Source organism: Parviterribacter multiflagellatus, from assembly GCF_056863265.1.
The window spans coordinates 626,300-649,110 of the sequence record NZ_JBXPIZ010000002.1 but is presented as its reverse complement, the minus strand read 5'-3'; the positions used below and the strand labels follow the sequence as shown (position 1 = coordinate 649,110).

The following is a 22,811-nucleotide window of genomic DNA, read 5'->3' as shown; positions in this document are numbered from 1 at the left end:
TCAACCCTCTCGGTCGTGGTGGTCGGTGCGGCCGGAGAGCTGCTCGGCGAGCAGCATCAGCGCGCTGTGGTCGAGATCGCCGTGGCCCTGCGCGCGGAGCGTGGCGACGAGCTGGGCCACGTGGGCGCCGAGCGGGGTCGCGACGCCGGCCGCGCGGGCGGCGGCGAGGACGATGCCCAGGTCCTTGTGGTGCAGGTCGATGCGGAAGCCCGGGGCGAAGCGCCCGGCGAGCATGCCCTCGGCCTTCAGGTCCAGCACCCGGCTGCCGGCCAGGCCGCCGCGCAGGACCTCCAGCGCGGCGTCGGGGTCGACGCCGTGCGCCTGCAGGAACACCAGCGCCTCGGCGACGAGCTGGAGGTTGCCCGCGACGATGAGCTGGTTGGCGGCCTTGACCGTCTGACCGGCGCCGTCGCCGCCGACGTGCGCGATGGTCCCGCCGAAGGCGCGCAGGACCGGGACCGCCGCGGCGACGTCGTCGGGCGCGCCGCCGGCCATGATCGACAGCGTCCCCTGCTCGGCGCCGACCTGGCCGCCGCTGACCGGGGCGTCGACGGGGCGCAGGCCTAGGCGCCGGGCCGCCGCGGCGAGCGCGCGCGACGTGTCGGGGCGGATCGTCGAGCAGTCGACGTGCAGGGCGCCCGGCTGCGCGTGCGCGTGGATGCCGTCCGCGCCGAGCGCGACCGCCTCCACGTCGGGGCCGTCGGGCAGCATGGTGATCACCACCTGCGCGTCGCGGACGGCCTCCGCGACGCTCGCCGCTCCCCGGCCGCCGTCGGTCACGAGCCGCTCGACCGGCGCGCTGCTGCGGTTGACGCCGACGACGTCGTGGCCGGCGGCGACGAGGTGCCGCGCCATCGGCGCGCCCATCACGCCGAGGCCGATGAAGGCGATCCGCGTCATGCCGTCGCTCCCGCTGCGCGCCGCTCGCGGGGCAGCCAGGCCAGCGACGCCTCGGTGTCGCCGCCGCTCGGGACGTACTCGAGCGCGACGCGTCCGGTGTAGCCGGCCGCCTGGAGCGCGGCGAGATGGGCGTCGAGCGCCAGCCCGCCGGTGCCCGGCTCGTGCCGGCCCGGGGCGTCGGCGATCTGGACGTGGCCGATGCGGGCGGCGTGCGTGCGGACGACCTGCGCGAGGTCGTCGCCGTTCGTCGCCAGGTGGTAGAGGTCGGCGAGCAGGCGCACGTCCGTCCGGCCGGCGCGCTCGATCGCTGCGACGACGTCCGCCGCCGTGCGCAGCGGGTAGCGGGGCGCGCCGCTCACCGGCTCGAGCAGGACCGTCGCGCCGGCGGCCGTGAGCGCGTCGGCGATCCACACGAGGTTCTCCGTCGCGAGCGCGTCCTGCGCCGCGGGGGAGACGCCGTCGACGCGGTTGCCGTACAGGCACGTGACGCCGTCGACGCCCAGCCGGCCTGCGAGGTCCACGGCGACGTCGACCGTCGCGCGGAGCTCGGCGTCGCGCCCGGGCAGCGACAGGAGCCCGCGGTCGCCCGCGGGGAGGTCGCCGCCGAAGAGCGTCAGCCCCGTGAGCCGGACGCCGGCGTCTTCGACCGCGCTCGTCAGGCGGTCGACCTCGGCGGCGGGCGGCGCCGCGTCCGCGAACGGCCACCACAGCTCGATCGCGTCGAAGCCGGCGGCGCGCGCGGCGGAGGGCCGCGCGAGCAGCTCGTGCTCGGTGAAGAGGAAGGTGCAGCTGGCGACGAAGGCCAGCCGATGGGACGGAGGATCGTGCATCGCGACGGAAACCATATGCCATAGCAAGTGGAAAAGAACATGCTTGACACCGCGTCGTGAACGGCTAAGGTCCCCGCTCCGATGTCCACCGGTCCCGCCTCCTCGCTCGTCGGCCTCACGTCGGCCACGCTCGCCGACCAGGCCTACGACGCCCTGCGCGCCGCGATCGTCGCGGGCGAGCTGCCGAGCGGCGAGAAGATCACCGAGCGCGGGCTCGCCGAGCGGCTGCGCGTGAGCCCCACGCCGATCCGCGAGGCGCTGCGGCGGTTGGAGCAGGACCGGCTGGTCGAGCGCACTGGCCCGCGCTCCATCCGCGTCGCGGCGCTCGACGACGCCGACCGGGCCGAGGTCAGCGCCATCGAGGACGCCTTGCGCAGCGTCGCTGCCCGCATGGCCGCGAAGCACGCGACGGCCGAGCAGATCGCGCGGATGCGCGCGGAGCTCGACGCCGCCGACGCCATCCACGCCGACGTGGCCGGGCGCGACGACGTCGGCGCCGACGTCCTGCGGGCGGCAGTCGAGCAGATCTTCCTCCACGTCCGCGAGTTCCACCGGCTGCTCGACGAGGCGGGCGGCAGCACCTTGCTGCGGCACCTCCTCACGACGGTGCAGGCGTTCGACGCCGGCGAGCGGCGCCGGTACGTCGAGCGGCTGGTGGAGCAGGGCGACCTCGCGGCGGTCGGGCGCCGGTACCCCGAGCACCGCGAGATCCTCGAGGCGGTCGAGGCGAGGGACGAGGACCGCGCCGAGCAGCTGATGCTCGCGCACTGCCGTGCGGCCGCTCCCGCGCGGCTGAGGTACACGGGCTCGTAGGGGTTCGGCGCCGCGTCGCGAGGCGCGGCCGGGTCAAGGTGCAGGGCGCTTCACCGGCGCCTTGCTATGGCAAATAGGAGAGACGATGGGTTGGAGAGCTACGAGGCGAGCGGTGGGGACCGCGGGCCTGATCGCCGCGCTCGCGCTGGGTGTGGCCGCGTGCGGCAGCGACGACGACGACGCGGCCGCCGGGGCGGGTGCCACGGCGCCGGCGGGCAACACGACGACCGTGGACGCCGGGAAGGCGGCTCCCGAGACGCCGGTCGACCCGCAGGTCGCGGCCGCGGCGAAGGAGGAGGGCACCGTCCTCCTCTACACGAACGCCAACGAGGAGCAGACGCAGCCGCTCGTCGAGGGCTTCGAGCGGGAGTACCCCGGCGTGAAGGTCAAGACCCTGAGCCTCAACGGCGAGGAGGTCGTCCAGCGATACCTCAGCGAGCAGGCCAGCGGCGGGACCACGGCCGACGTGATCATGAACTCGAACGCGATCGGCTGGCTGGGCCTGGTCGAGCGCGGCGCGATCGCCGACTACGAGGACCCGAACGTCGCGAACCTGCCGGACCACGCGAAGCTCGCGCCGGGCGTCGTCGCGGTCTCCGAGGACCCGATGATGGCCTTCTACAACAAGGCCGTCCTGCCGGAGGACCAGCAGCCGGACACCCTCGCGGACCTGGCGAAGATGGCCGGGAGCCTGAAGGGCAAGATCGGCACGGCGAACATCACGACCACGCCGCAGGCCTACGAGGCGACCGCCTCGTACCTGGAGGCGGCGGGCGACGCCGGCTGGAAGAACCTCGAGCAGCTCGGCGGCAGCACGAAGGTCGAGAGCAGCACCGGCAGCCTGATCACCAAGCTCGCGCAGGGGCAGTACGCCGCGGCGTTCCTCGTCCCGGGCTCCGTCCGCCCGCTGCTGCCCGACGACCTCGCGAAGATCGTCACCTTCAAGTACCTGACCGACGCGACGGTCGTCGTCCCGCGCGGCATCGGGCTCACGAAGAGCGCGAAGTCGCCCAACGCGGGCAAGGCGTTCATCAACTACGCGCTCTCGGTCGAGGGCCAGGAGGCCGCGTGCCGCGGTGGCATCACGCCCTACCGCGACGGCGTCGAGTGCCCGTTCGGCCTGGCCGCCACCCGCGCCGAGCTCGGCGACGACAAGCTGATCTTCGGCACGTACGACGAGGCCCTGGCCGACGAGCGGCAGGCGATCCTCGACCGCTGGAAGGCGGCTTTCGGCCGATGAGCACGTCGTCGCCGAGCGGCACGCTCGCCGGCGCCGCTTCCGGAGCGCCCGCCCTCGGGCGCTCCGCACGGCGCGCGTGGCTCCCGGCCGGCGTGACGCAGTGGGGCCTGTGGGCCGGCGCGATGCTCCTCATCGTCGGCCCGGTCGTGCCGGTGCTGCTCGCGTCGCTGTGGTCGACGCCGCTGTACGAGAGCGGCGGGCACCTGACGCTCGACAACTACAGCCGGCTGCTCAGCGACGGCGCGTGGTGGACCGCGGTCGCCAACAGCCTCGTCTTCGCGGGCTCGGTCACCGTGGGCGCGCTCGTGCTCGGGACGGTCCTGGCGATCCTCGCCACGCGCACCGACCTGCCCGGCCGCCGCCTGCTCAGCGGGCTCAGCATGGTCCCGGTCGTCCTGCCCGGGCTCGTCCTGATCCTCGGGTGGATCGCGATGTGGGCCGAGTCCGGCTACGCGACCGCCTGGCTGGAGCTGCACACGCCGCTGCGGGTGCCGGGCGACCTGTTCAGCCTGCCCGGGATGATCGTCGTCGGCATCAGCGTCGCGACGCCGGTCGTCTTCCTCTTCGCGCGCAGCACGCTGGCCGCGCTCGACTCCTCGCTGGAGGACGCCGCGCGCACCGCCGGCGCCGGGCCGCTTCGCGCGCTGCTCTCCGTGACCGTGCCGATGCTCCGGCCGGCGCTGCTCAACTCCGGGCTCATCGTCTTCGCGCTGTCGCTCGAGGTCCTCGGGCTGCCGCTCGTGCTCGGCACGACGCCGAACGTCACGCTGATCTCGACCTACCTGTACGACAACTGGCTGCGCGCCGACCCGCCCGACCACGGGCTCGTCTCGGCCGGCGCGGTGGTGCTGCTCGCGGTCGTCACGCTGCTGCTCGTCGCGCGCAACCGGATGGTCGGCGACGTCGCGCGGTTCACGACGACGACCGGCAAGCCGAAGGCGCACGTCACGCTGCGGCTCGGGCCGGCGCGCTGGCCGATCGCCGCGCTGATCCTGCTCGGGCTGCTCGCCGGCGTCGTGGTGCCGCTCGTCGGCGTCGTGCTGTCGGCGTTCACCACGCTGCTGACACCGCTGATCGATCCGTGGACCGTGCTCACCACCGAGCACTTCACCGCCGTGCTCGACAAGCCGCAGTACCGCGAGTCGATCGTCAACAGCCTCCTCATCGCCGCGGTCGGCGGCGCGCTGACGACGATCGCCGTCGCCGCGCTGTCGGTCGTCGCGCACCGCTCGCAGTTCCGCCTGCGCGGCTCGCTCCAGCACGCGATGCTGTGGCCGCGCGCGATGCCGGGGCTGGTGACCGGCATGGCGTTCTTCTGGTCGTTCGCGATCCTCGACCCGGGCGGCGCCGTGCGCGCCAGCCTGTGGGCGATCGGGCTCGCGTTCGCCGTCCGCTCGCTCGCGTTCGCCTACAGCGCGTTCTACCCGGCGCTCGCCGCGATCGGGGAGGACCTCGACCGCGCGGCGCGCACCTGCGGCGCGGACTGGTGGACGGCGATGCGCACGATCGTCCTGCGCCTCGCGCGGCCGGCGATGGGCGTCTCGTTCGTCCTGCTGTTCGTGACGATGCTCAACGACGCCGACCCCGCGGTGTTCCTCGTCACCTCCGACACGCCGGTGATGGGGCTGACGATGCTGCAGCTCGCCACGACCGGGATCGGTGGGCCGGTGGCGGCGTTCGGCGTCATCCAACTCGTCCTCACGGTCGTCGTCCTCGGCGCCGGCCGCCTGATGTTCGGAGCCCGGACCCATGTCTGACCTGCACGTCGACCGGCTGCGCAAGACCTTCGGCGACGTCGTCGCGCTCGACGACGTCACGATCGCCGCGCGCGACGGCGAGCTCCTCACGCTGCTCGGCCCGAGCGGCTGCGGCAAGTCGACCACGCTGTGGTCGATCGCCGGGCTGCACGACCCGGACTCCGGCACGATCCGCGCCGGCACGGACGTGTTCTTCGACGCGGCCACCAACCGGCCGGCGGAGGACCGCAACTGCGGCGTGGTGTTCCAGTCCTACGCGGTCTGGCCGCACATGTCGGTGTTCGACAACGTCGCGTACCCGCTCAAGCTGCGGCGCGTCAAGGCGCCGCAGCGCCGCGCGCGGGTCGAGGAGATGCTGGAGCTGGTGGAGCTGGGCCCGTACGGCGCGCGCTACCCGCACGAGCTGTCGGGCGGCCAGCAGCAGCGCGTCGCGCTCGCCCGTGCGCTCGCGTACGAGCCGCAGCTGCTGCTCCTCGACGAGCCGTTCTCCAACCTCGACGCCAAGCTGCGCGAGCGGGCCCGCGAGTGGCTGCGCGCGCTGCAGCGGCGGGTCGGTGTGACGACGGTCTTCGTGACGCACGACCAGGACGAGGCGCTGTCGATGAGCGACCGCATCGTCGTCATGGACGGCGGCGCGGTGATGCAGATCGGCACGCCGGAGGACGTCTACCGGCGGCCGGAGCGGCTGTTCGTCGCGGACTTCGTCGGCGGCGCGAACATCCTCGACGCCGAGCTGGCCGGCGGGGACGGGCGCGCCGCGACCGTCCGTCTGCCGGGCGCGCCGGCGCCGCTGACCGTCGCGTCGGCGCTGCGCGACCCGGGGCCGGTGGCCCTGGTCGTGCGGCCCGAGTCGCTCGTCCTGCGCGACGACGACGGCGCGCCGCACGACGGCGCCCTGCCCGCGCGCGTCCTGGACCGCGCCTACCTGGGCGACCACTACCGCTATCGCGTCGGGGTCGGCGAGACCTCGATGAGCGTGACCAGCCGCCGCGGCGACCTCGGCGAGCGGCTGCTGATCGAGATCCCGCCCGGTGAGGCGCGGCTCTTCGCACGGGCGCAGGCGCCCACCGAGAACGACAAGGAGCAGCAGTGAACGACGATCTGCAGGCGGTGGGCGTGCTCGTCCCCTCCGGCGCGCTGGGGACGGGCTTCACGCCCGAGTCGATCCGGCGAGGACTCGAGCTCGGCCCGGCGGCGATCGCCATCGACAGCGGCTCGACCGACTCGGGCCCGTACTACCTCGGCACCGGGACGCCCAAGGTCCCGGCGAGCGCGATCCGCCGCGACCTGGACCTGCTGATCCGCGCCGCGGCGGAGGCCGACATCCCGCTCGTCGTGGGCAGCTGCGGCACGGGCGGCACCGACGCCGGCGTCGACCTCGTGGCCGGCCTGGCGGAGGAGATCCTGCTCGAGGCGGGGCTGCAGCGGACCGTCGCGCGCGTGTACTGCGAGCAGCGCGCGGAGGAGCTCGTCACGCGGCTCGACGCGGGGCAGATCACGCCGCTCGCGCCGGCCGGCCAGCTCGCCGCGGAGACGCTGCGACGCTGCTCGCACATCGTCGGGATGAACGGGCACGAGACGTTCGTGCGCGCCATCCAGGCCGGGGCCGACATCGTGCTCGCGGGCCGGACGAGCGACGCGGCGGTGCTCGCGTCGGTGCCGCTCATGCTGGGGGCGCCGGCGGGCCCGAGCTGGCACGCCGCCAAGGTCGCCGAGTGCGGCAGCCAGTGCACGACCAACCCGCGGTCGGGCGCCGGGGTCTTCTTCCGGGTCGACGCGACCGGCTTCGAGATCGAGTCGCTCGACCCCGAGACGCGGTGCACGACGCGCTCGGTCGCCGCGCACATGCTGTACGAGACCGCCGACCCGCACGCGCTGCGCGAGCCGCCCGGGACGCTCGTCACCACCGAGGCCGTCCACCTCCAGCTCGACGAGCGGCGCGTGCGCGTCGAGGGCTCGCGGTTCGAGCCGGCCGAGCAGCACACGATCAAGCTCGAGGGCGCGGCGCTCGTGGGCTACGAGACGATCTCGCTGACCGGCGTGCGCGACCCGTACATCGTCTCCGAGATCGAGCGGTGGTCGGCCGGGCTGCTCGGCGAGCTGCGCCGGCGCGCGGACGTGGCGCTCGGCCTCGGCGCGGACGACTACGACGTCGCGCTGCGGCTGTACGGGCACGACGCGATCCTCGGCGACCTGGAGCCCGCGACGGCCCCGGCGCGCGAGGTGGGGGCGATCCTCGTGGTGCGCGCGCCCGACCAGCAGACCGCGACGGCGGTGGCCAAGCTCGCCAACCCGCTCATGCTGCACATGCCGCTGGCCGAGCACGAGGAGCTGCCGAGCTTCGCGTTCCTCACCTCGCCGGCCGAGATCGAGCGCGGGCCCGCCTACGAGTTCGTGCTCAACCACGTGGTCGCGATCGACGAGCCGACCGAGCTGTTCCGGATCGAGATGGAGGCGATGACCCATGTCGCATGACGCGACCACCCTCGGCGCGCTCGCGGTGAGGATCCGCGCGAAGAACGCGGGGCCGTTCTGGATGACGCTCGACGTCTTCCTGCCCGACGACGAGGCGTACGCGCGGGCGGCGGCGGAGGGCGTCGTGACCGAGGAGGCGGTGGCCGGCATCTACGCCGTCGCGCCCGAGTCGGTGCGGATCTTCCGCCTGCCCGAGCTGCAGGTGCTGAAGATCTCGTTCCCGCGCCGGGTCCCCCAGGGCAGCCTCGAGGACCGGGACATGCACGCCGGCCAGCAGCACGTGCCGCTGATGGCGCTGCCGGTGCCGGCGGTCGCCGCGGCCGCGCATGCCGGCGCTCCCTGAGCCGCCCCTGTTCGTGCCGGCGCCGCTCGCGGTCGGAGCGGCGCCGGACGGCGAGGGCCTCTGGCGCTACCGGGCGTGGCTGCCGCCGGAGGTGGGGGAGCCGGTCACGCTCGGCGAGCCGACCACGCCGCTCGTCGCCTACGGCGCCGTGCTGGTGAAGCTCGAGGGCGCGCTGCCGACCGGCTCCTTCAAGGACCGGGGTGCCGCCGTGCTCGTGTCGGCGCTGCGCGCGGACGGCGTCCGGGCGGTCGTCGAGGACTCGTCCGGGAACGCCGGCGCCGCGCTCGCCGCCTACTGCGCCCGCGCGGGCATCCGCTGCACGATCCACGCGCCCGCCAGCGCGCCGGCCGCCAAGCTCGCGCAGCTGCGCGCGTACGGCGCGGACGTGGTGCTGGTGGAGGGCCCGCGCGCGGCGGCGACGGCGTCGGCCGAGCAGGCGGCGGCGCGAGAAGGGGTCGTCTACGCGTCGCACGCACGCAGCCCGCTCTACCTCGCGGGGACGATGACGTTCGCGTTCGAGGTGTGGGAGCAGCTCAGCCGGCGGGCGCCGGACGTCGTGGTCGTCCCGACCGGCGGCGGCGCGCTGCTGCTCGGCGCCGCGCTCGGCTTCGGGGCCTTGCGCGACGCGGGCCTGATCGACCGCGTCCCGCGCCTGGTCGCCGCGCAGGCCGCGGCGTGCGCGCCGCTGGCACAGGCGATGGCGAGCGGCGCCGACGAGCCGGAGGAGGTGGCGCCGCGCCCGTCGCTCGCCGACGGCATCCAGGTCGCCGCGCCGCTGCGGGGCCGCACCATCCTCGCGACGCTGCGCGCGACGGGCGGGACCGCGGTGGCGGTCGGCGAGGACGAGATCGCCGCCGCCTACCGCGTCGCCGCGCGCGACGGGCTGCTCGTCGAGCGCACGTCGGCCGTGGCGCTCGCCGCGCTGGCGGCGTTCCCCCAGCTGACGGGAGCGGGCGAGACCGTCGTCGTCGCCGCGACCGGGCACGGGCTGAAGACGCCGCCGGCGTGATCGCTCACGCCGGCGCGGGGCGCAGGCTGTAGCCGATCCCGCGGACCGTCTGCAGCAGCGGCGCGCGCCCGTCGTCGAGCTTGCGCCGCAGGTTCGACACGAACCGCTCCACCACGACGGACTCGCCGCCGAAGTCGTACTGCCACACGGCCTCGAGGATCTGCGAGCGCGTCAGCACGTGGCCCTGGTTGACGAGCAGGAAGTGCAGGAGGCGGAACTCGGTCGGCGACAGCGCGATCAGCTCCCCGTCGCGACGGACCTCGTGCCGCGCCTCGTCGAGCTCGAGGTCGGCGCAGCGCAGGACGCCGTCGTCGGGCTCGGCCTCGCCGCCCGCCGCCGTCCGCGCCCGCCGCAGCAGCGCCGTCAGCCGCGCGACGAGCTCGACGACCGCGAAGGGCTTGGTGACGTAGTCGTCGCCTCCGAGCTGGAGGCCCTCGACGCGGTCGTCGACCGCGTCGCGGGAGGTGAGGAACAGGACGGGCACGTCGACCCCCTGCGACCGGAGCAGTCGCAGGAGGTCGAAGCCGTCGCCGCCGGGGAGCATCACGTCGAGGACGATCGCGTCCGGCGTCCGCTCGCCGATGCTGCGCAGGGCCGACGGCACGTCGCCGACGGCATCGACGGCGAAGCCCGCGAACCCCAGCGCGCTGACCAGCAGCTCGCGGATGCCGGCGTCGTCGTCGACGAGCAGGATCCGGTCCGGGACGGTCACGCCCCGATCTTCGCAGCCGATGGCGTGCGCGCGGCCTCCGCGCCCTCGAGGTCGACGTGCGGCAGCCACCGCTCGAGCCAGCGGGGAATCGTCCACGCCCGGTCGCCGAGCAGCGCGAGCACCGCCGGGACGAGCGTCATCCGCACGAGGAACGCGTCCACCAGGACGCCGGCGGTGAGCGCGAGCGCGATCGCCTTGATGTCCGCGTCGGCGTGTGTCAGGAAGCTGCCGAACACCGCGATCATGATCAGCGCGGCGGCCGTCACCACCCGCCCGGCGTGGCCCGCGCCGGCGATGATCGCGCGACGGTGGTCCCCCGTCCGCAGGCGCTCCTCGCGCATCGCGCTGACCATGAACACCTGGTAGTCCATCGCGAGCCCGAACAGCACGGCCATCACGACGATCGGCATGAAGCTGGCGACCGGGCCTTCGACCGGGACGCCGAGCGGCCCGGCGAGCCAGCCCCACTGGAACACCGCCACCGTCACGCCGAACGCGGCGCCGATCGAGAGCAGGAAGCCCGCTGCGGCCTTGATCGGGATCGCGACCGAGCGGAACGCGACGAGGAGCAGCAGGAGCGACAGGCCGACCACGGTCGCGCCGAACGGCAGCAGCGCGGCGTTGAGCTTGGCGGCGACGTCGAGGTCGACGGCGGTCCGTCCGGTGATGGCGGCGTCCGCGCCCGCGGCGGAGGCCGCCGCCGCGCTGACGTGCTGGAGCCGCGTGACGAGGTCCTGCGTCGCGGGATCCTGCGGGCCCGTGGTGGGGAGGACGATGAACCGGGCCGCGTCCTCGCGCTCGGAGAGCTCGACGCCGCCGACCTGGGCGACCCCGCGGGCGGCCCCGACCTCGACGGCGACCTGCTGCGCGGTGCGCTCCAGCCGATCGCCCCGCTGCCCGGTGACCAGCGCGACGAGCGGGCCGTTGGCGCCCGCCCCGAAGTCGCGCGCGATCGCGTCGTAGGCGACGCGCGCCGGTGTGCCCTGCGGCTCGCTGCCGGCGTCGCCGAGCGCGGTCTGGAGCGACAGCGCCGGGATCGCCAGCCCGCCGAGCACGAGCACCACCGCGCCCGCCGCGAGCCGCGGGCGGGCGACCACCCGCCGCGTCCACGCCGCCCCGAACGTCCGCGGCTCGTCGCCGGCGGTGGCGGCGAGGCGCCGCGCGGCGCGCGAGCCCGGCTTCGGCACCAGCCGCTCGCCCGCCAGCCCGAGCAGCGCGGGCACGAGCGTGACGGCGAGCACCACTGCGACGGCGACCGCGCCGGCGGCGCTCAGCCCCATCCCGGTGAGCATCGGCACGCCCGCGACCGACAGGCCGGCGAGCGCGATGATCACCGTGAGGCCGGCGAACACGACCGCGCTGCCCGCCGTCGCGTTGGCGCGCGCGATCGACTCGCCGACGCCCATCCCGGCCGCGAGGTGCGTCCGGTGGCGGGAGACGATGAACAGCGCGTAGTCGATGCCGACGGCGAGCCCGATCATGAGCGCGAGCGTCAGCGCCGTGTCGGGGATGCCGACCAGGCCGGCGAGCGCGAGCATCCCGCCGAGCGCGAGCGTGACGGCGAGCAGCGCGGTGAGCAGCGGCAGGCCGGCCGCGAGCAGCGAGCCGAACGTGATGGCGAGGACGACGAGCGCCACGAGCACGCCGGCGCCCTCCGCGACGGACACGGGCGGCGAGCTCGCCTCGTACGCGTCGCCGCCGTAGGCGACGTCCATGCCCGCGGCGCGTGCGGCGTCGCCGGTGGCGGAGAGCCGGTCGAGCACCGGCTGCTCCACACCGTCCTCCTCGGTGGCGCGGAACTCGACCTCGGCGACCAGCGTCCGGCCGTCGCGCGAGACGTCCGCGTCGTCGAGCGCGTCGGCGGCAACGACCGCGGGGATCGCGCGTGCGGCCGCGAGGCCCTGCGCGACCGGTTCGCGGTAACGGGCCTCCTCGACGGTGTGGCCGGCGGGCGCCCGGAAGACGAGCTGGGCGCCGGCGCGGTCGGGGTCAGGGAAGTGGCGGTCGAGCTCGTCGAGGGTCCGCTGCGCGGGCGAGCCGGGGATCGAGGAGCCGTTGTCGAACGAGCCCGGGAACGCGAACGCGATCGCGAGCGTCCCGACGACGAGCGCGAGCGAGGCGGCGACGACCCATCGGCGCCGCGCGTGCGCGAACGCGCCGAGACGGTGAAGGAAGGAGGTCATGCGGCCATTCAGCCGGGCCGCGTTGACCGTCCGCCTGCGCGGGGGTTGACGGTTCCTTGACGGTCTAGCCGGCGCTGCGCGGAAGCCGCACCTCGAACCGCGTCCCGCCGCCCGGGCGCCGGCTCGCGGTCACCGTGCCGTCGTGCGCCTGCACGATCGCCTGGACGATCGCCAGACCCAGGCCCGAGCCGCCGTGGGCGCGGCTGCGGCTCGGGTCGGCGCGCCAGAAGCGCTCGAAGACGTGGGGGAGCTGCTCGGGCGGGATGCCCGGGCCGTCGTCGTCGACGCGCACCACGACGGCGTCATCCTCGGTGCGCACGGCGACCGCCACGGTCGCGGTCGCCGGCGTGTGCTGCACCGCGTTGCCGACGAGGTTGCGCAGGACCTGCGCCAGCCGGGCCTCGTCGCCCGTCACATGGGCCGGCGTCGGCGCGTCGACGGTGATCGTGCGCTCCGCGCTCACCACCAGCGCGTCCTCCACCACGTCGGTCGCGAGCCGCGCGACGTCGACCTGCTCGCGGGCGAGTGCGCGGCCCGCGTCGAGCCGCGCGAGCAGCGACAGCTCCTCGACCATCAGGCGCATGCGGCCGGTCTCGCGATCGATCCGCGCGAGCGCGCGGTCGCGGTCCTCGGGCGTGGCGAGCGCCCCCTGGTGGTGCAGGTCCAGCCAGCCGGAGATCGTCGCCAGCGGCGTGCGCAGCTCGTGCGAGGCGTCGGCGGCGAACGCGCGGATGCGGTCCTCCGCCGCGGCCTGGGCGTCGAACGCGTCGTTCACCGCGCCGGCCAGCGCGGCCGCCTCTGGGCCGCCGCTGGTCGCGCTCAGGCGCCGTCCGCGCGCGCCGTCCGCGATCGCGGTCGCGGTCGTGGCCATCGTCGTCAGCGGCCGCAGCCCGAGCCGCAGCACGGCGAGTGCGAGCGCGATCATCACGAGCACGGTCAGCGCGACCACGAGCGCCTGGCTGCGCAGCAGCCGCGCGACGTCCGCGTCGTCGATGTCGGCGTCGATCGTCAGCAGGACGGCGCTCGCGGAGACGGTGCGATCGGGGCCGAGCCGCACGGTGAGCTGCGGCGTCGGGATGCGGAGCGCCAGCAGGTCGCCGCCGCCCTCCGGCTCGACCTCGATGGTCTCGCCGGAGCGGCCCGCGGTCTGGGCGACGAGCGCGCTCGCGTCGCGCTCCGCCGAGCCCGTGCTCGCCACGACCCGGTCCTGCGCGCCGAGCACGATCGCCCCGAGCGGGTCCCCGAGAAGCACCTCGAGGTGCTCTCCCTCGACGACCTGCGGCCCGCTCGCGAGCGCTGACCGGACGCGCTGTGCCGACGACTCGAGCCGGTCGCGATCCCGGTCCTCGAGGTAGGACTGCAGCAGGGAGGACGTGGTCAGGAAGCTGCCGACGAGGCCGAGCACGATGACCAGCGCCAGCCCCGCGAGGAGCCGAACACGGATCGAGGCGGTCCACCGCACCGCGGCCAGGCTACGCAGCCGACCGGACCCCCCGCCGCGCGCCGGGGGCATCCTGCGCGCGGCGGGGTGGTTCACCGTCCGGCCCGCCGTCCATGACGGTCACGTGAGACCAGAACGCGACCCACGTGGCGTGGTTGGCCGGTTAGTGTCGGATTCGATGCGCCGGGTCGTCCTGCTGCCGCTGCTCCTGGCAGCGACCTTCGCCCCGCCGCCGGAGCGGGGCGAGGCGTCCGCGGCCGTCACGGGGCGGCTGCTCGTGAGCACCGAGCAGACCGGCGCTCACGCGGCCGGGCGCGTGGTCGCGCGGGCCGCCGCGGTGCGCTCGGGGCCGCAGGTGCCGCAGATCGGGCTGACCACGGTGCGCCCGGCGCCGGGCGTCTCGCTGCGCGAGCTGGCCGAGCGGCTGCGCGCCGAGGAAGGTGTGCGGGAGGTTGCGGTCGAGCGTCGGCACGTGCCGCGGTTGGTCCCCAACGACCCGGCGCTGACCGACGCCGAGGGAGCCGGCGGCACCCCGCCGGGCACCGCGGTGCAGTGGTGGGCGCAGCGGCTCGGCCTGTTCGAGGCGTGGGACGTCGCGCGCGGGGCGGGGGCGCGCGTCGCCGTGGTGGACTCGGGCGTCGATGGCCGCCACCCGGAGCTGGCGGGCCGCATCGTCTCGGAGATCGACGCGGACCCGACGCCGACGCACGGCGGGCCGCTCACCGACGAGGCCGGGCACGGCACGCACGTCGCGTCGCTGGCCTGCGCGGCGGGCGGCGACGGGATCGGGCTCGCGGGCGCGGGCGGTGAGTGCGGGCTGATCGTCGCCAAGACCGACTTCAGCGACGCCAGCGTCGCACAGGCGATCGTCGCGGCCGCCGACGCGGGCGCTCACGCGATCAACCTCAGCTTCGGCACCGACGGGACGCGCGCGCCGCCGCGGGCGCTGCTCGACGCGCTGCAGTACGCGACGTCCCGCGGCGCGGTGCTCGTCGCGGCCGCCGCCGACCAGGTGACCGAGGAGCAGGGCGACCCCGCCAACGTCCTGCAGCCGACCGGGACGGCGCCGGATCTCGGCGTCAACGCCGGCCTGTCGGTGACGGCGGCGACCGCGTCCGACCAGCGCGCGTGGTTCGCCGGGCGCGGCACGCAGATCTCGATCGCCGCGTACGGCGCGTACGAGCGCGACCGCGGGCCGCGCGGCCTGCTCGCCGCGTGGCCGCACGCGCTGACGACGTTCGAGCGCGGCGAGTTCGGCCCGCCGTCGCTGCCGCCGTGCCGCTGCCGTACGACCTACCGCGGGGACAACCGCTACGCGTACCTGCAGGGGACGAGCATGGCGACCGCGATCGTCAGCGCCGTCGCGGCGCAGGTCCGCACGCTCAACCCCGACCTGCCGCCCGCGGACGTGGTGCGGCTGCTGAAGGAGACCGCGCGGCGGCCGCCGGGCGCTGGCTGGGGCCCGGAGTTGGGGTGGGGGATCGTCGACGCGCGCGCGGCGGTCGCCGCGGCGCGGCTGATCGACCGCCGGCCGCCGGTCTCGCGGCTGCGCGCGCGGAAGGCGTCGGGGCGGCGGATCGTCGTGTCGTGGCGCGGCCGCGACGCGGCGCCCGCGGGCGTGCAGGCGGCGGGCATCGACCGCTACGAGCTGTGGCGCTCCTCGTACGGGCGCCGGCCGGTGCGGCTGCTGACCACGAGCTCGACGCGGCGGGTGTTCCGCGCCCGGGCGGGCGGCCGCTACGCGTTCTTCACGGTGGCGGTCGACCGCGCGGGCAACCGCGAGGCGGCGCCGGTGCGGGCCGACGCGGCGGTGCGGATCGCGCGCGGCCGCTAGGCCGTCGTCGGTGCGGCGGGCGCGGGCTGCTGCTGCGCGCGCCGGGCGAGCTCCTCACGGGCGAGCGTGACCAGCTCGTCCATCGAGGCCTCGATCGCGTCGGCGATCGTGTCGAGGTCGGGCAGCGCGTCGTAGTCGCCGAGCAGGCCGAAGTTGAGCCAGCCGTTGTAGGAGATGATCGCGACGGCGAGCGCGTGCTCCTTCGGCAGGAACGCGATCGGGGAGACGATCTTCATCTCGCGGCCCAGCACGTAGAGCGGGATCTGCGGGCCCGGGACGTTCGTCACCAGCAGGTTGAACAGGCGGGTGGAGAAGTTCAGCCGCGACGCGACGCCGAGGATCGTCGGCGGCGCGAAGTCCTCGAGCTTGGAGATGACCTCGGCGCCCAGCGCCTGCTTGCTCGACTTGAGCCCGTCCATCGCCTCGCGGACCGTGTTGAGCCGCTCGATCGGGTCGGCGATGTAGACCGGCAGCGGCCCGCGCATGACCACGATCGAGTTGCCCGTGGCGCCGCGCTGGTCGCTCCCGCGCGTGGAGACGGGGACGAGCGCGCGCAGCTCCAGGCCCTCGGTGCGCTGGCCGCGCAGGCGCAGCCACCGACGCAGGCCGCCCGCGACCGCGGTGAGCACGACGTCGTTGACCGTGCCGCCGTAGACGTCCTTGACGAGCTTGAAGTCCGACAGCTGCCCGCGCACGCCCGCGAACCGGCGGTGCGGCCCGATCGGGACGTTGAGCGGCGTCGTCGGCGCGGGGTTGAGCGTCGCCCACGCGATCTCCCCGACGCCCTCGGCGGCCTCGCGCGCGGCGGCGAGCGTGCGGCTCGGCGTCGCCAGCGACTCGACGGTGCGCTGCGCGCTGCGCAGGCCGGTACGGACCGCGCCGCGCAGGCCGGCGGCGAGCAGGTCGACGGCGGCGGGCTGGCGCTGCGGCTGCCACGGGCGGCCCGGGTGCTCGACCTCGCGGGGGACCGGCGTGATGTCGAACAGGACGGTCGCGATGTCGATGCCCGCGATGCCGTCGATCAGCGAGTGGTGGGTCTTCGTGATGAGCGCCCACGAGCCGTCGTCGAGGCCCTCGACGACCCACAGCTCCCACAGCGGCTTGTCGCGATCCAGGCGCTGCGAGTAGATCCGCGCGACGAGGTTGCGCAGCTGCTCGTCGCTGCCCGGCGCGGGGAGCGCGGTGTGGCGGACGTGGTACTCGAGGCTGAAGTCGGGGTCGTCGACCCACAGCGGCCGGCCGCTGCCCGCGGGCGGGAAGGCGAGGCGCTGGCGGTAGCGCGGGACGAGGTGCAGGCGGCCGCGCAGCACGTCGAGGAAGTCCTCGAGATCGGGTGCCGGCCCTTCCAGCGTCACGAGCGCCCCGATGTGCATGTGCGAGTCCGGGCCCTCCTGATGCAGGAAGGAGGCGTCGACGGCGCTCAGACGGTCGAGGTGCTCCTGCCCCACGCAGCCCACCCTACCGGTTGACGGGCCCCGTGGCGACGCACTCGCGGCGTGGTTCGTGACACCCGTCACGCTTCAGGTCCGCTTCACGTGGAGCGCCTACCTTCCCGGCCATGCGACGCGTGGGCTACTGGGCGCTCGTGCTGCTCGTGCTCGTCGCGACGATCGTCATCTCGGTGGCGGTCTCCGACGGGGACGAGGGCAGAGGCGCCGGCGCCCAACGGACCGCACCGGCGCCCGCGGCGACCGCTCCGGCGGACCCGTCCGCGGGCGTCGGCGCGGCCGACGAGGCCACGGCCGCCGCCGCGCCCACGCTCGTCCTCGTCCGCCGCCGCGGCGGGCTGCCGCGGGCGTGGGTGGCGCGCCTGGAGCGCAGCCGGGCGGTCACCGGGCTCACGCAGGTCAGCCGCGCGCAGCGCCTCGTCAGCCGCACCACGACGCGCGGCGGCCGCACCGTCACCCGCGCGCCGGACGGCTACGCGGTCCCGGTCGACGCGCTCGTCATCGACCCGCGCGCGTACGCGCGGCTCTCCCCGCCCGAGGACGCCGCGGCGCTGCGTCGCCTGCGCGCCGGGCGCGTCGTGCTCTCCGCCTCGTCCGCGCGGCTGCGGAAGGTCGGGCGCGGCGGAACGATCACGCTCTCCGGCGGCCGCCGCCTGGCCGTCACCGGCGTCGTCTCGGACGAGACCGCGCGCGACGCCGAGCTCGTCCTCAGCGGCGCCGAGGTCCCCGCCGCCGAGCGCGCGACCGCGCAGGTGCTGCTCGCCACCGACGACTTCGAGGCGGTCGACCGGCTCGTCCCGCGCGACAGGCTGACGGTCGTCGCGCCGCTGCTCACCGGCCGCGCGAGCCGCCGCGGCGGGGTCGTGCGGACGCTGCAGGTCAAGGAGCGGTTCGGCGAGTTCGCGGTGCGGCTGCCGTACGGCGACGACTGGATCGAGATCGACCCCGCGTGGCGCGCGCGCAACCTCGTCACCCGCCGCGTCCCGATCCTCGGCAGCGTCACCTGCCACCGCGCGATGATCGCCCCGCTGCGCGCCGCGCTCGGCGAGCTGCGGCGCAAGGGCCTGAGCCGCCTCGTCGACCCCGGCGACTACGCCGGCTGCTACGCGCCGCGCCGCATCCCGGGCAGCGGCACGCTGTCGCTCCACGCGTGGGGCCTGGCGGTCGATCTCAACGCGAGCGAGAACCCGCAGGGGCAGGAGCCGACGATGGACCGCCGCATCGTCGCCGCCTTCGAGCGCGCGGGCTTCGCGTGGGGCGGCCGCTGGCCGACCGCGCCCGACGGCATGCACTTCGAGCTGCACGAGCGCCCCTGATCACGCGCCGCGCGGGGCGGCAGCGCGCCGGCGTGGCGCGCGGGGCGCCGCGCGCGTCACGCGTGCAGGTGGACCTTCTCGCCCGACGCGCCGAAGATCCCGATCAGCTCCACCGGGCCGTCGATCGCGCCGAACCAGTGCGGCGTCCACGTCGAGAACTCGACCGCCTCGCCGGGCTCGATCGTCAGGTCCTGGTCGCCGAGCAGCAGCCGCATCCGGCCGGACAGGACGTAGAGCCAGTCGTGGCCCTCGTGGACCGGCAGCTGGTCCGGCGGCGTGTTCCGCACCGCGTGGATCACGACCTTGTACGCCGTCAGCCCGCCCGCCGGCCCGCGGTTGGTCAGCGGCCACATCGTCAGGTTGTAGCGCCGGACCGGGCGCGCGCGCACACGCGGGTCGCGGGCCGGGCCGGTCTGGAGGAGGTCGTCGGTGCTGACGCCGAGCGCCTGCGCCAGGCCGGGGAGGTGGTCGAGCGCGAGCCGCCGCTTGCCCGACTCCAGGCGCGAGAGCGTCGACACGTCGATGTTCGCCGCCTCGGCGACCTGCTGGAGCGTCATGCCGCGCTCGGTCCGCAGCTCGCGCAGCCGGCGCCGGGCACGGGCGTCGACCGGCTCGTCGTTTGCCGTCATGGCAAACCAGCTTGGCAGATCGTAGGATCCGCGCCACAGTCGGAGCCATGGACTTCGACACCCCTTACGACGCGATCGTCGTCGGCGGCGGCGCCGCGGGCCTGAGCGCCGCGCTCGTCCTCGGCCGCGCCCGCCGCCGCACGCTCGTCGTGGACGCCGGCCAGCAGAGCAACCGGCCCGCGCACGGCATCGGCGGCCTGCTCGGCCATGACGGCCGCCCGCCCACCGAGCTGTACGCCCTCGGCCGCGAGGAGCTGCGCAAGTACCCGGCCGTGACCGTCGTCGAGGGCGCGGTCGCGTCGGGCGCCCGCGCCGGCGACGGCACGTTCGCGCTGACCCTCGCCGGTGGCGGAGTTGCAACCACCTCGCACGTCGTGCTCGCCACCGGCATGCGGTACGAGCACCCCGACCTGCCCGGCGCGGCGGAGCGGTGGGGCGGGACGGTGTTCCACTGCCCGTTCTGCCACGGCTGGGAGGTGAGCGGCCGCCCGCTCGGCGTGCTCGACGACGGCGCGAGCGGCGTGCACCGGGCGATCCTGCTGGCGAACTGGAGCGACGACGTGACGCTCTACACCGGCGGCCCGTCGATCCTGACCGGCGAGGAGCGCGACGCGCTGGCCGCCGCGGGGGTCGCCGTCGACGAGCGGCCGGTCGCCGGGCTCGGCGGCGCCGCGCCGGCGCTCGAATCCCTGATCTTCGAAGATCGAAGCCAGCGCGCGTGCGGCGGGCTGCTCGTCCCGGTGACGCTGCACCAGCGCTCGGACCTGCACGCGGAGCTAGGTGCCCAGACGGTGGAGACGCCGCTGAGCCCGGAGGCGCTCGACGTGGACGGCTTCCTCCGCACGACGGTGCCGGGCGTGGTCGCGGCCGGCGACGTGAGCGGCGAGATGCCGTCGGTGGCGAACGCCGTCGCCGCCGGGGCGAAGGCCGCGGCGACGATCGTCGGCGGGTTCGCCCACGCCCGCGACTTGCAGGGTGCGGCACGATGAACGGGTGAACCTCCAGCATCTCCGGGCGTTCATCGCAGTCGTCGACACCGGGTCGTTCACCGGCGCGGCGCGTCGCCTGAACATCGCGCAGCCCTCGCTGTCGCAGGCCGTCCGCACGCTCGAGGCCGAGCTGGGCGGCGACCTGCTCGTCCGCTCGTCCCGCGCCGTCAGGCTCACGCCCGCCGGCGCGGCGTTCGAGCCGAAGGCGCGCGCGGCCGTGCAGGCGGCCGAGGACGCGGCGCACCTCGCGCGCCGGGCGATGCGCGACGTCCCCGCCTCGCTCTGCCTGTCGTGCGCGCCCGACCTCCCCGAGGCGCCGGTGGCCCGCGCGATCGCGGTGTGGCGCGCGGAGGACCCGCGTCGCCGCCTGCGCTGGCACGCCATGCCGTCGGCCGCGCGCGTCCACGAGAAGGTCCGCGACAGCCCGCCGGAGATCATCGGCATCGGCCCGGCGCCGCGCGGCGCGTGGGACGGCCCGCTGGTGCCGCTGGCCGAGGAGCCGCTGGTGCTCGCGGTCCCGCTCGGGACCGACCCCGCGGACCTGCCGAGCGTGCGCCCGTGGCGGCTCGGCGACGTCCCCGCGCCCGACACCGTGCTCGACGCGCCCTCCGAGCGCGCGGCCCTGGAGCTGGTCGCCGCGGGCGCCGGCACGGCGGTGCTGCCCGAGCGCCTCGTCGCCGACCGCGACGACGTCGACGCCCAGCCGCTGGGCGAGACCCGCACGCTGGCCGCGTTCGCCGCGGGCCCGTGGACCGATCCCGCCGCCGCGCTCGTCGCGGGCCTCGCGGCGGAGCTCGGCGCGCTCGCGGTCCCATAGGCGATCCGTCTTCGACGATAGGCGCCGCGGGCGCGACCATCGGGGCCATGGAGAAGCGCAAGATCGCAGGGCACGAGGTCGGCGCCGTCGGCCTCGGCTGCATGGGCATGTCGTGGGCGTACGGGCAGGGCGACGACGAGGAGTCGATCCGCGTGATCCACCGCGCGATCGAGCTGGGCGTCACGTTCCTCGACACGGCCGACATGTACGGGCCGCACACCAACGAGGAGCTCGTCGGGCGCGCGCTCGCCGGCCGCCGCGACGACGTCTTCCTCGCCACCAAGGCCGGCATCGTCGTCCACGACAAGGCGACGTTCGACCTCGGCCGCGACGGCTCGCCCGAGCACCTGCGCGCGGCGATCGACGGGTCGCTCGCGCGGCTCGGCACCGACCACGTCGACCTGTGGTACCTGCACCGCGTCGACCCGCAGGTGCCGGTGGAGGAGTCGGTCGGGGCGATGGCCGAGGCGGTCGCGGCCGGCAAGGCGCGCGCGCTCGGCCTGTCCGAGGTCGACGTGCCGACGCTTGAGCGCGCGCACGCCGTCCACCCGATCGCCGCCGTGCAGAGCGAGCTGAGCCTGTGGACGCGCGACCCGCTCGAGAACGGCGTGCTCGAGTGGTGCCGGGAGCACGGCGTCGCGTTCGTCCCGTACTCGCCGCTCGGCCGCGGCTTCCTCACCGGCCGGATCACGAGCACCGACGACCTCGGCAGCGAGGGCGACTTCCGCGCGACCACGCCGCGCTTCGAGGCCGAGGCGCTGCAGGCCAACCTGCGGCTCGCCGACCGCGTCCGCGCGCTCGCCGAGCGCAAGGGCGCGCAGGCCGGCCAGGTCGCCATCGCGTGGACGCTCGCGCAGGGCGAGCACGTCATCCCGATCCCCGGGACCAAGCGGCTGAGGTGGCTGGAGGAGAACGTCGGCGCGGCCGGTCTGACGCTCGACGCGGCCGAGCTGGCCGAGCTCGACGGCCTGGCCGCGGACGTCGTCGGCGGCCGCTACCGCTGAGTCGGCTACTTCGACGTCTGCCCGACGCCGGTGAGGATCTCCCGCACCCGGCCCGGCCCGCTCGACGCCGGGTCGAGCTGCGGCGAGCCCTCCAGGCCCTCGCCCCGGCGCATGGCCTCCATCAGCTCGAGCAGGGCGTCGGAGGCCGAGCGCTTGGGCTCCCACCCGAGCTCGCGCTGGATGCGGGTCGTGTCCATCACCGGCACGTTCAGGCCCATGTCCAGCCAGCCGGGCTCGGTCGGCTGCAGCCGGAGCTTGAACGAGAGCGCCGCACCCGCCCGCAGGACGGCCGCCGGCACCTTGACGCGCCGCGCGCCGAGCACCTCGGCGAGCTTGGCCGGGTCGAGCACGGGGTCGGCGGCGACGTTGTACGCGCCGCGCGCCTCCGGCCGCACGACCGCGAGCCGGTAGGCGTCGGCGAGGTCCTCGGTGTGGACGGCCTGGAAGACGAGCCGGTCGACGTCCGGCACGACGGGGATGAGGTCGCGCCGGACGAGCGCCCGGGGGAGGAAGGGCCCGACGAACAGGCGCCGCACCTCCTCGGCCGCCTCGGCCTTGAAGACGAGCCCGGGGCGCAGCCGCACCACGCGGACGTCCGGGTGTGCGGCCTCGAAGGAGTCGAGGATGCGCTCGACCGCGGCCTTGTGCCGGCCGTAGAACGACGTCGGCGTGCCCTCGGTCGGCCACGACTCGTCGACCCGGCGGTCCTTCGGCCCGTGGGAGTAGGCGCCGATCGAGGAGGCGTAGACGATCGCGCCGACGCGGGCCCGCGCGGCGGCGTCGAAGACGCGGGCCGAGCCCTCGACGTTCGTCGCGTGCGTGATCCGCTCGTCCCGCCCGGGCTGGATCAGCCACGCCAGGTGCACGACGGCGTCGGCGCCGGCGAAGACGTCCTCCAGCGGGTCGCGCGAGACGTCCCGCTGCACCCACTCGGTCTTGGGGACGTCGAGCGACGGCCTCCGTCGCGACACCCCGACGATCGACTGCACCTGCTCGTCGCGCGCGAGGCGGCGGACGAGGCTCGATCCGTGGTTCCCGGTGGCTCCGACGACGACGACGCGCATACCTGAT

The 22,811-nt window shown here is 75.5% G+C and carries 20 protein-coding genes; 12 read left to right on the top strand and 8 right to left on the bottom strand.

Annotated features, from left to right (window positions below):
• Together AC1UE5_RS06770 and AC1UE5_RS06765 are read right to left on the bottom strand one after the other, a co-directional pair.
• Window positions 1-900, bottom strand: a complete 900-nt coding sequence (locus AC1UE5_RS06770) for an NAD(P)-dependent oxidoreductase (protein WP_482921434.1) — start codon at window positions 898-900, stop codon at window positions 1-3.
• Window positions 897-1,730, bottom strand: coding sequence for a hydroxypyruvate isomerase family protein (locus AC1UE5_RS06765; RefSeq protein ID WP_482921432.1), 834 nt, complete (start codon window positions 1,728-1,730; stop codon window positions 897-899). The genes AC1UE5_RS06770 and AC1UE5_RS06765 overlap by 4 nt, the downstream gene beginning before the upstream one ends.
• Before the next feature lie 81 nt (window positions 1,731-1,811).
• On the opposite strand from AC1UE5_RS06765, the gene AC1UE5_RS06760 reads away from it, so the two are divergent.
• From AC1UE5_RS06760 to AC1UE5_RS06730, 7 genes are all read left to right on the top strand, one after another.
• Complete coding sequence (locus AC1UE5_RS06760; RefSeq protein WP_482921430.1) at window positions 1,812-2,543, top strand: GntR family transcriptional regulator; 732 nt, start codon at window positions 1,812-1,814, stop codon at window positions 2,541-2,543.
• A gap of 112 nt (window positions 2,544-2,655) precedes the next feature.
• Window positions 2,656-3,783 (top strand): ABC transporter substrate-binding protein, encoded by a 1,128-nt coding sequence (locus tag AC1UE5_RS06755; protein ID WP_482921428.1) that lies wholly within the window; start codon window positions 2,656-2,658, stop codon window positions 3,781-3,783.
• A complete protein-coding gene (locus tag AC1UE5_RS06750; protein ID WP_482921426.1) occupies window positions 3,780-5,540 on the top strand; it encodes an ABC transporter permease in 1,761 nt (586 codons plus the stop codon). Before AC1UE5_RS06755 ends, AC1UE5_RS06750 begins: the two co-directional genes overlap by 4 nt.
• Window positions 5,533-6,633: an ABC transporter ATP-binding protein gene (locus AC1UE5_RS06745; protein ID WP_482921424.1), complete on the top strand. Its 1,101-nt coding sequence runs from the start codon at window positions 5,533-5,535 to the stop codon at window positions 6,631-6,633. Before AC1UE5_RS06750 ends, AC1UE5_RS06745 begins: the two co-directional genes overlap by 8 nt.
• Window positions 6,630-8,015: an acyclic terpene utilization AtuA family protein gene (locus tag AC1UE5_RS06740; RefSeq protein WP_482921422.1), complete on the top strand. Its 1,386-nt coding sequence runs from the start codon at window positions 6,630-6,632 to the stop codon at window positions 8,013-8,015. Before AC1UE5_RS06745 ends, AC1UE5_RS06740 begins: the two co-directional genes overlap by 4 nt.
• Window positions 8,005-8,358 (top strand): DUF4387 domain-containing protein, encoded by a 354-nt coding sequence (locus tag AC1UE5_RS06735; protein ID WP_482921420.1) that lies wholly within the window; start codon window positions 8,005-8,007, stop codon window positions 8,356-8,358. Before AC1UE5_RS06740 ends, AC1UE5_RS06735 begins: the two co-directional genes overlap by 11 nt.
• A complete protein-coding gene (locus AC1UE5_RS06730; RefSeq protein WP_482921418.1) occupies window positions 8,342-9,367 on the top strand; it encodes a pyridoxal-phosphate dependent enzyme in 1,026 nt (341 codons plus the stop codon). The genes AC1UE5_RS06735 and AC1UE5_RS06730 overlap by 17 nt, the downstream gene beginning before the upstream one ends.
• A 4-nt stretch (window positions 9,368-9,371) precedes the next feature.
• Here AC1UE5_RS06730 and AC1UE5_RS06725 read toward each other — a convergent pair whose 3' ends face one another.
• The 3 genes from AC1UE5_RS06725 to AC1UE5_RS06715 all read right to left on the bottom strand — a co-directional run bounded on the left by AC1UE5_RS06725 (window position 9,372) and on the right by AC1UE5_RS06715 (window position 13,724).
• Complete coding sequence (locus AC1UE5_RS06725; protein WP_482921416.1) at window positions 9,372-10,079, bottom strand: response regulator transcription factor; 708 nt, start codon at window positions 10,077-10,079, stop codon at window positions 9,372-9,374.
• Window positions 10,076-12,262: an MMPL family transporter gene (locus AC1UE5_RS06720; RefSeq protein WP_482921414.1), complete on the bottom strand. Its 2,187-nt coding sequence runs from the start codon at window positions 12,260-12,262 to the stop codon at window positions 10,076-10,078. Before AC1UE5_RS06720 ends, AC1UE5_RS06725 begins: the two co-directional genes overlap by 4 nt.
• 64 nt (window positions 12,263-12,326) lie before the next feature.
• Entirely contained in the window at window positions 12,327-13,724 is a 1,398-nt protein-coding gene (locus AC1UE5_RS06715; RefSeq protein WP_482921412.1) for a sensor histidine kinase, read from the bottom strand.
• Window positions 13,725-13,881: 157 nt separating this feature from the next.
• On the opposite strand from AC1UE5_RS06715, the gene AC1UE5_RS06710 reads away from it, so the two are divergent.
• Window positions 13,882-15,537: a S8 family peptidase gene (locus tag AC1UE5_RS06710; protein WP_482921410.1), complete on the top strand. Its 1,656-nt coding sequence runs from the start codon at window positions 13,882-13,884 to the stop codon at window positions 15,535-15,537.
• Here the strand turns inward: AC1UE5_RS06710 and AC1UE5_RS06705 are convergent.
• Window positions 15,534-16,985 carry a WS/DGAT/MGAT family O-acyltransferase gene (locus tag AC1UE5_RS06705; protein WP_482921408.1) on the bottom strand — a complete coding sequence of 484 codons (1,452 nt, stop codon included), beginning with the start codon at window positions 16,983-16,985 and terminating at the stop codon, window positions 15,534-15,536. The two genes, AC1UE5_RS06710 and AC1UE5_RS06705, sit on opposite strands and share 4 nt — an antisense overlap.
• A 110-nt stretch (window positions 16,986-17,095) precedes the next feature.
• Between AC1UE5_RS06705 and AC1UE5_RS06700 the strand changes: the two genes are divergently transcribed.
• Window positions 17,096-18,301, top strand: coding sequence for a M15 family metallopeptidase (locus tag AC1UE5_RS06700; RefSeq protein WP_482921406.1), 1,206 nt, complete (start codon window positions 17,096-17,098; stop codon window positions 18,299-18,301).
• 56 nt (window positions 18,302-18,357) lie between these two features.
• Here the strand turns inward: AC1UE5_RS06700 and AC1UE5_RS06695 are convergent, their stop codons facing one another.
• Window positions 18,358-18,930, bottom strand: a complete 573-nt coding sequence (locus AC1UE5_RS06695) for a helix-turn-helix domain-containing protein (RefSeq protein ID WP_482921404.1) — start codon at window positions 18,928-18,930, stop codon at window positions 18,358-18,360.
• 47 nt (window positions 18,931-18,977) lie between these two features.
• On the opposite strand from AC1UE5_RS06695, the gene AC1UE5_RS06690 reads away from it, so the two are divergent.
• From AC1UE5_RS06690 to AC1UE5_RS06680, 3 genes are read left to right on the top strand one after another with little or no spacing between them, the layout of a single operon-like run.
• Window positions 18,978-19,919, top strand: a complete 942-nt coding sequence (locus AC1UE5_RS06690; RefSeq protein WP_482921402.1) for an NAD(P)/FAD-dependent oxidoreductase — start codon at window positions 18,978-18,980, stop codon at window positions 19,917-19,919.
• A 4-nt stretch (window positions 19,920-19,923) separates the two neighbouring features.
• Window positions 19,924-20,736 carry a LysR family transcriptional regulator gene (locus AC1UE5_RS06685; protein ID WP_482921400.1) on the top strand — a complete coding sequence of 271 codons (813 nt, stop codon included), beginning with the start codon at window positions 19,924-19,926 and terminating at the stop codon, window positions 20,734-20,736.
• A 47-nt stretch (window positions 20,737-20,783) separates the two neighbouring features.
• Window positions 20,784-21,740: an aldo/keto reductase gene (locus AC1UE5_RS06680; protein WP_482921398.1), complete on the top strand. Its 957-nt coding sequence runs from the start codon at window positions 20,784-20,786 to the stop codon at window positions 21,738-21,740.
• Between the two features lie 5 nt (window positions 21,741-21,745).
• Here AC1UE5_RS06680 and AC1UE5_RS06675 read toward each other — a convergent pair whose 3' ends face one another.
• The gene (locus tag AC1UE5_RS06675; protein WP_482921396.1) at window positions 21,746-22,804 is read right to left on the bottom strand and encodes an NAD-dependent epimerase/dehydratase family protein; all 1,059 of its coding nucleotides are present in this window, start codon (window positions 22,802-22,804) and stop codon (window positions 21,746-21,748) included.
• Between the last annotated feature and the right edge of the window lie 7 nt (window positions 22,805-22,811).

Coding starts and splice junctions, on each gene's coding strand:
- AC1UE5_RS06770 (WP_482921434.1), bottom strand. CDS start 900: ATGACGCGGATCGCCTTCATCGGCCTCGGCGTGATGGGCGCGCCGATG.
- AC1UE5_RS06765 (WP_482921432.1), bottom strand. CDS start 1,730: ATGCACGATCCTCCGTCCCATCGGCTGGCCTTCGTCGCCAGCTGCACC.
- AC1UE5_RS06760 (WP_482921430.1), top strand. CDS start 1,812: ATGTCCACCGGTCCCGCCTCCTCGCTCGTCGGCCTCACGTCGGCCACG.
- AC1UE5_RS06750 (WP_482921426.1), top strand. CDS start 3,780: ATGAGCACGTCGTCGCCGAGCGGCACGCTCGCCGGCGCCGCTTCCGGA.
- AC1UE5_RS06745 (WP_482921424.1), top strand. CDS start 5,533: ATGTCTGACCTGCACGTCGACCGGCTGCGCAAGACCTTCGGCGACGTC.
- AC1UE5_RS06735 (WP_482921420.1), top strand. CDS start 8,005: ATGTCGCATGACGCGACCACCCTCGGCGCGCTCGCGGTGAGGATCCGC.
- AC1UE5_RS06730 (WP_482921418.1), top strand. CDS start 8,342: ATGCCGGCGCTCCCTGAGCCGCCCCTGTTCGTGCCGGCGCCGCTCGCG.
- AC1UE5_RS06720 (WP_482921414.1), bottom strand. CDS start 12,262: ATGACCTCCTTCCTTCACCGTCTCGGCGCGTTCGCGCACGCGCGGCGC.
- AC1UE5_RS06710 (WP_482921410.1), top strand. CDS start 13,882: ATGCGCCGGGTCGTCCTGCTGCCGCTGCTCCTGGCAGCGACCTTCGCC.
- AC1UE5_RS06700 (WP_482921406.1), top strand. CDS start 17,096: ATGCGACGCGTGGGCTACTGGGCGCTCGTGCTGCTCGTGCTCGTCGCG.
- AC1UE5_RS06695 (WP_482921404.1), bottom strand. CDS start 18,930: ATGACGGCAAACGACGAGCCGGTCGACGCCCGTGCCCGGCGCCGGCTG.
- AC1UE5_RS06690 (WP_482921402.1), top strand. CDS start 18,978: ATGGACTTCGACACCCCTTACGACGCGATCGTCGTCGGCGGCGGCGCC.
- AC1UE5_RS06680 (WP_482921398.1), top strand. CDS start 20,784: ATGGAGAAGCGCAAGATCGCAGGGCACGAGGTCGGCGCCGTCGGCCTC.
- AC1UE5_RS06675 (WP_482921396.1), bottom strand. CDS start 22,804: ATGCGCGTCGTCGTCGTCGGAGCCACCGGGAACCACGGATCGAGCCTC.